The 4,220-nt window shown below is 52.8% G+C and carries 5 protein-coding genes; 3 read left to right on the top strand and 2 right to left on the bottom strand.

Annotated elements, in window-relative coordinates; translation table 11 throughout:
• A partial coding sequence (locus tag Q0L39_RS11055) for a hypothetical protein (RefSeq protein ID WP_296629182.1) occupies positions 1-550 on the bottom strand: 550 nt, incomplete at its 3' end.
• Positions 535-1,044 carry a flavodoxin family protein gene (locus tag Q0L39_RS11050; RefSeq protein WP_296629181.1) on the bottom strand — a complete coding sequence of 170 codons (510 nt, stop codon included), beginning with the start codon at positions 1,042-1,044 and terminating at the stop codon, positions 535-537. The genes Q0L39_RS11055 and Q0L39_RS11050, both read right to left, overlap by 16 nt.
• 265 nt (positions 1,045-1,309) lie before the next feature.
• Between Q0L39_RS11050 and hprK the strand changes: the two genes are divergently transcribed.
• The 3 genes from hprK to murB all read left to right on the top strand — a co-directional run bounded on the left by hprK (position 1,310) and on the right by murB (position 4,160).
• Positions 1,310-2,281 (top strand): HPr(Ser) kinase/phosphatase, encoded by a 972-nt coding sequence (gene hprK / locus Q0L39_RS11045; protein WP_296629180.1) that lies wholly within the window; start codon positions 1,310-1,312, stop codon positions 2,279-2,281.
• A 61-nt stretch (positions 2,282-2,342) separates the two neighbouring features.
• On the top strand, positions 2,343-3,065 hold the full coding sequence (locus Q0L39_RS11040; protein WP_296629178.1) for a phosphatase: 723 nt from the start codon (positions 2,343-2,345) through the stop codon (positions 3,063-3,065).
• A gap of 162 nt (positions 3,066-3,227) precedes the next feature.
• Positions 3,228-4,160, top strand: coding sequence for a UDP-N-acetylmuramate dehydrogenase (gene murB, locus Q0L39_RS11035; protein WP_296629177.1), 933 nt, complete (start codon positions 3,228-3,230; stop codon positions 4,158-4,160).
• Positions 4,161-4,220 lie beyond the last annotated feature (60 nt).

The following is a 4,220-nucleotide window of genomic DNA, read 5'->3' as shown; positions in this document are numbered from 1 at the left end:
CATACTGGAGCCAATAGGAGTTGGCAGCTTTGATAAACATGGGTTTGCTGATCGGCATGGTTATCTTCCAGTGAACGGTTTGATGATCGTCGATTGCCTTTGCAAACTTTTTTATCTTTGCCTTGAGCAGGAAAGCAAGCGGTGTTTTTAAAAAGGCTTCTCCGCCGCCGACAGCGAGGCTGCTTCCGAACGGGAAGCCGGTCTGCTTGCAGAACAGACGCAGAATGTCCAGCGCGATGTCATTTTGCTCCGGCTCCAAAAATCCACAGTTGATGAAGATATGGACGGTGGGACGGCGCTGAGGCAGATGCTCCTGCAAATAGTGGAGAAATTCCAGCAGGACGGTGGGCAGACAGTCGGCATACAGAGGAAAGACAACGATAACATCGTCGCAGTTTTCCATCGCCTGACAGATGGTCTGCTTGTCGGTGGAAAGCAGCGCATATTCGGTGCAGCTGCCGGTCAGATGGCTGCGCAGCAGTTGGATGTACTGCAGCGAATTGGAACGAGGTGCGCGCGGACTGCCGTTTAAAATCAGATAGTTTCCCATGCGGATACCTCCTTTGCGACAGTGTTTTCCACTTCCTCCTCGGACACAAAGACAATCCGATGGGAGGTAAAGGACATGTTCAGGGCATTGTGGGCAACCAGCCGCTCAAACAATGCACGTTCTTCGGGCGTATCCGCACCGTATGCGACAAAGACTGCCTCCTTGGGAAGAACATTTCGCTGGACGTGGTGGGTTTCTCCTTCGTGCAGCCGCAGAAATGCCTGCTGGACAGGGATGGCGCGTTCCAGCATCCGCTTCATCGTCACGTCATAGCAGCCAAAGCGCACGCGGGTGACATAGAGGATGCGGCCGCTCTGGGCAATCAGCGGATAGACGGTGACGGCATCGTCGCGGATGACACAGCGCCCAGGTGTTTTGACCCAGCATCCAAAGCAGCCGACACAGGGCGATATTTTTAATGCGGAAAGATCGACCAGCTGCCAGCTCTCCGGCAGCGGAAGGGAAAGAGGTCTGTCACTGAGTATTAGATTCATGGCGTTTCCTTTCAGACAAAAATGTACAAATTTGGTCGCTTTTATTATACCATAAAATCTGCCGATTTTTGCAGTTCTCAAAAATTTAACGATTGGCAGCTGACAGCACAAGAAAATATGCGGGCAACCGTTTTCATGCCAGACAAGATGTGCTATAATAAACGTATGTATATACCACAAAATGCAGGAATTTGACTACAAACGTCACAAGACAAAAATCGGAAGGCAGGTGTGGTACCCGCCTTCACAAGGAGGAGCTTGGTTTATGGCAAAGCTGTATTCAGTTGCATTATCAAAGCTGATCGAGGATTTGAAGCTCGAAACCGTTTACATGCCCCGTGATCCACAGGCGATTATGGTCAAAACGGTGGAAATCAACCGTCCGGGACTTCAGCTGTGCGGTTTTTATGATTATTTTGACAGCAATCGTATTCAGCTGTTTGGTTTGAGCGAATTTGCCTATATGGAAAAATATACGCCGCAGGAGCGACAGGAATTTCTGGACAAGTTTTTCTCCCAGAACATTCCGGCGGTCATCATCACCCGCAATCTGGACATTCCGGAGGAGATGGTCACCGCAGCCAACACCTATGAGGTTCCGCTGCTGCGTACCGAGCAGGCGACCTGTGACTTTATGTCCACCATCATTGCGACCCTCAAGGTGGATCTGGCGCCGCGTATCACCCGCCACGGTGTACTGGTGGAGGTTTACGGCGAAGGTATCCTGCTGCTGGGCGAAAGCGGCGTCGGTAAGAGCGAAACTGCCATCGAGCTGATTAAGCGCGGACACCGTCTGATCGCGGATGACGCCGTCGAAATCCGCCGCGTTTCGGACAAGACGCTGGTTGGTTCTTCTCCGGCAAACATCCGTCACTTTATGGAGCTGCGCGGCGTCGGTATCATCAATGCCCGCCGTATCTTTGGTATGGGCTCGGTCAAGATGACCGAGAAGATCGACATGGTCATCTCGCTGGAACAGTGGGACAAGACCAAGGTATATGACCGCATGGGTATGAACGATGAATGTACCGACATTCTGGGCATTCAGGTTCCGTCGCTGACCATTCCGGTTAAGACCGGTCGAAACCTGGCCATCATCATCGAGGTTGCCGCCATGAACAACCGTCAGAAAAAGATGGGCTACAATGCGGCACAGGAGCTGCTCAAACAGCTGGGCATGGTGGAGGATATTCCGCCTGAAGCGCTCAACAATGCGCCGGATTATAACGCATATTGATCTATCGTAAGATGATTTTTTGATAAAGCAGAACCGACGGGAAGAAAGGAAGGGGAAAAAGATGAAGTTTATTGCAGATACACATATTCACAGCATTGCCAGCAATCACGCATACAGCACCATTATGGAAAATATTCAGGCAGCCAAGGAAAAGGGACTTTTGTATATGGCGATGACCGAACACGGACCAAAGATGCCGGATGCACCGCACATCTGGCACTGTATCAATCAGTGGGAAGTGCCGTCGTTTTATAACGGGGTCAATATTCTGCACGGCGTCGAGGTGGACATCATGGATGCCGACGGTACGCTGGACATCGACGACAAGATTCTGGCAGGACTGGAATGGGTCATCGCTTCGATGCATACCCCCTGTATCAAACCATCGGTCAAATCGGAGCACACCCGTGCATGGCTAAACATCGCCAAAAATCCGCACGTCGATGTCATCGGCCACTGTGGAGACGGAAGATATGACTTTGACCACGAAACGGTCATCAAAGCCTTCAAGGAATACGGCAAGATCGTCGAGATCGACAACGGTTCGTTTGGTTCCCGTCCGCACACCGAGTCCAACTGTGCTGAAATTGCACGCTGGTGCAAAAAGCTGGAGGTGCCGGTCGTGGTGGACAGCGATGCCCACTTTGCAGGAAACATCGGCGTCGTCGACAAGGCGGTGGAGATTCTTACTGCAATCGACTTTCCGGAGCGGCTCATCATCAATGCAGATATTGACCGCTTTGAGGAGATCGTCAGACAAAAACGGGCGGGTTTGCAGCGGTAAAAACTGCCGGTTGTATTCCCAGCACCCTTTGGCATACCATACAGAGGAAGGGTGAATATCCCTTTTGCGCAGAAGGCAGGGAAAACAGAGGTCTGCGGACACGGTTTGCCCTGCCTGCGCTTGTTATCTGTAAAAATCGTATCGACGGGAAGGAGCTGTTTCATGGCTTGTCTTGATCACGCCAGCAAAGAACGACTGGCGACATTTTGCACAAATGAGAATATAAAGGTGCTCTGGCAGGAGCCGATGAAGGAGCACACCAGCTTTAAGATCGGCGGACCGGCAGCTGCCATGGCTGTTCCGAAAGACTGCGGACAGCTTGCAAAGCTGATGCGCTTTGCAGCGGAGCAGAAGGTGCCGGTGTGGTACCTGGGCAACGGGTCCAATCTGCTGGTCAGCGACGAAGGCTTGGACGGACTGGTTATCCTGCTGGACGGCGCATTTGATGGAGAAATCACCGTGGAAGACAAGGTGCTGGTGGCGCCGGCGGGCAAAAAGCTGTCGGCAGTGTGCGCCGCCGCCTGTGCCGCCTCATTGACCGGACTGGAATTTGCCTTTGGCATCCCTGGCAGCGTCGGCGGCGCGGTGTATATGAACGCCGGCGCCTACGGCGGCGAGATGAAGGACCGGCTGCTCTGGGCGGAATATCTGGATTTGCAGGGAAATCTGCACCATGTGCCCGCGGAAAAACTGGGGCTGTCCTATCGCCACAGCTGCTTTATGCTGCCGGAATATGCGGGAGCCTGCATTGTGCGCGCCGCCTTTTTATTGGAACAGGGAGATAAACAGGAGATTCAGCGTCAGATGGACGACATTTTCTCCCGCCGCAAGGAAAAACAGCCGCTGGAATATCCCAGCGCGGGCAGCACCTTCAAGCGTCCGCAGGGCGCCTATGCGGCACAGCTCATCGACGAGTGCGGACTGCGCGGCTTTACCGTCGGCGGTGCACAGGTGAGCAAGAAGCATGCGGGATTTGTCATCAACACAGGCAATGCGACCTGTGAGGATGTGTTGGAGCTGACCAGACAGGTCAGCGAAAAGGTAAAGAAGGAAAAAGGCTATGAGCTTCAGCTGGAGGTAAGGCTGCTGCCGTAGCATTGGGGAATAAGAGAGGACGAGAGGGAATATGCGGTTTATCATCGTAACAGGAATGTC

This window comes from uncultured Negativibacillus sp. (genome assembly GCF_944388365.1).
Taxonomy (GTDB): Bacteria; Bacillota; Clostridia; order Oscillospirales; family Ruminococcaceae; genus Negativibacillus.
Note: the sequence above shows the minus strand (reverse complement) of the source record. Positions and strands in the feature narration are given on the sequence as shown.

Excerpts from the sequence above, each read along its gene's own strand:
- Q0L39_RS11040 (WP_296629178.1), top strand. The coding sequence starts at position 2,343 with ATGAAGTTTATTGCAGATACACATATTCACAGCATTGCCAGCAATCAC.
- murB (WP_296629177.1), top strand. The coding sequence starts at position 3,228 with ATGGCTTGTCTTGATCACGCCAGCAAAGAACGACTGGCGACATTTTGC.
- Q0L39_RS11050 (WP_296629181.1), bottom strand. The coding sequence starts at position 1,044 with ATGAATCTAATACTCAGTGACAGACCTCTTTCCCTTCCGCTGCCGGAG.
- hprK (WP_296629180.1), top strand. The coding sequence starts at position 1,310 with ATGGCAAAGCTGTATTCAGTTGCATTATCAAAGCTGATCGAGGATTTG.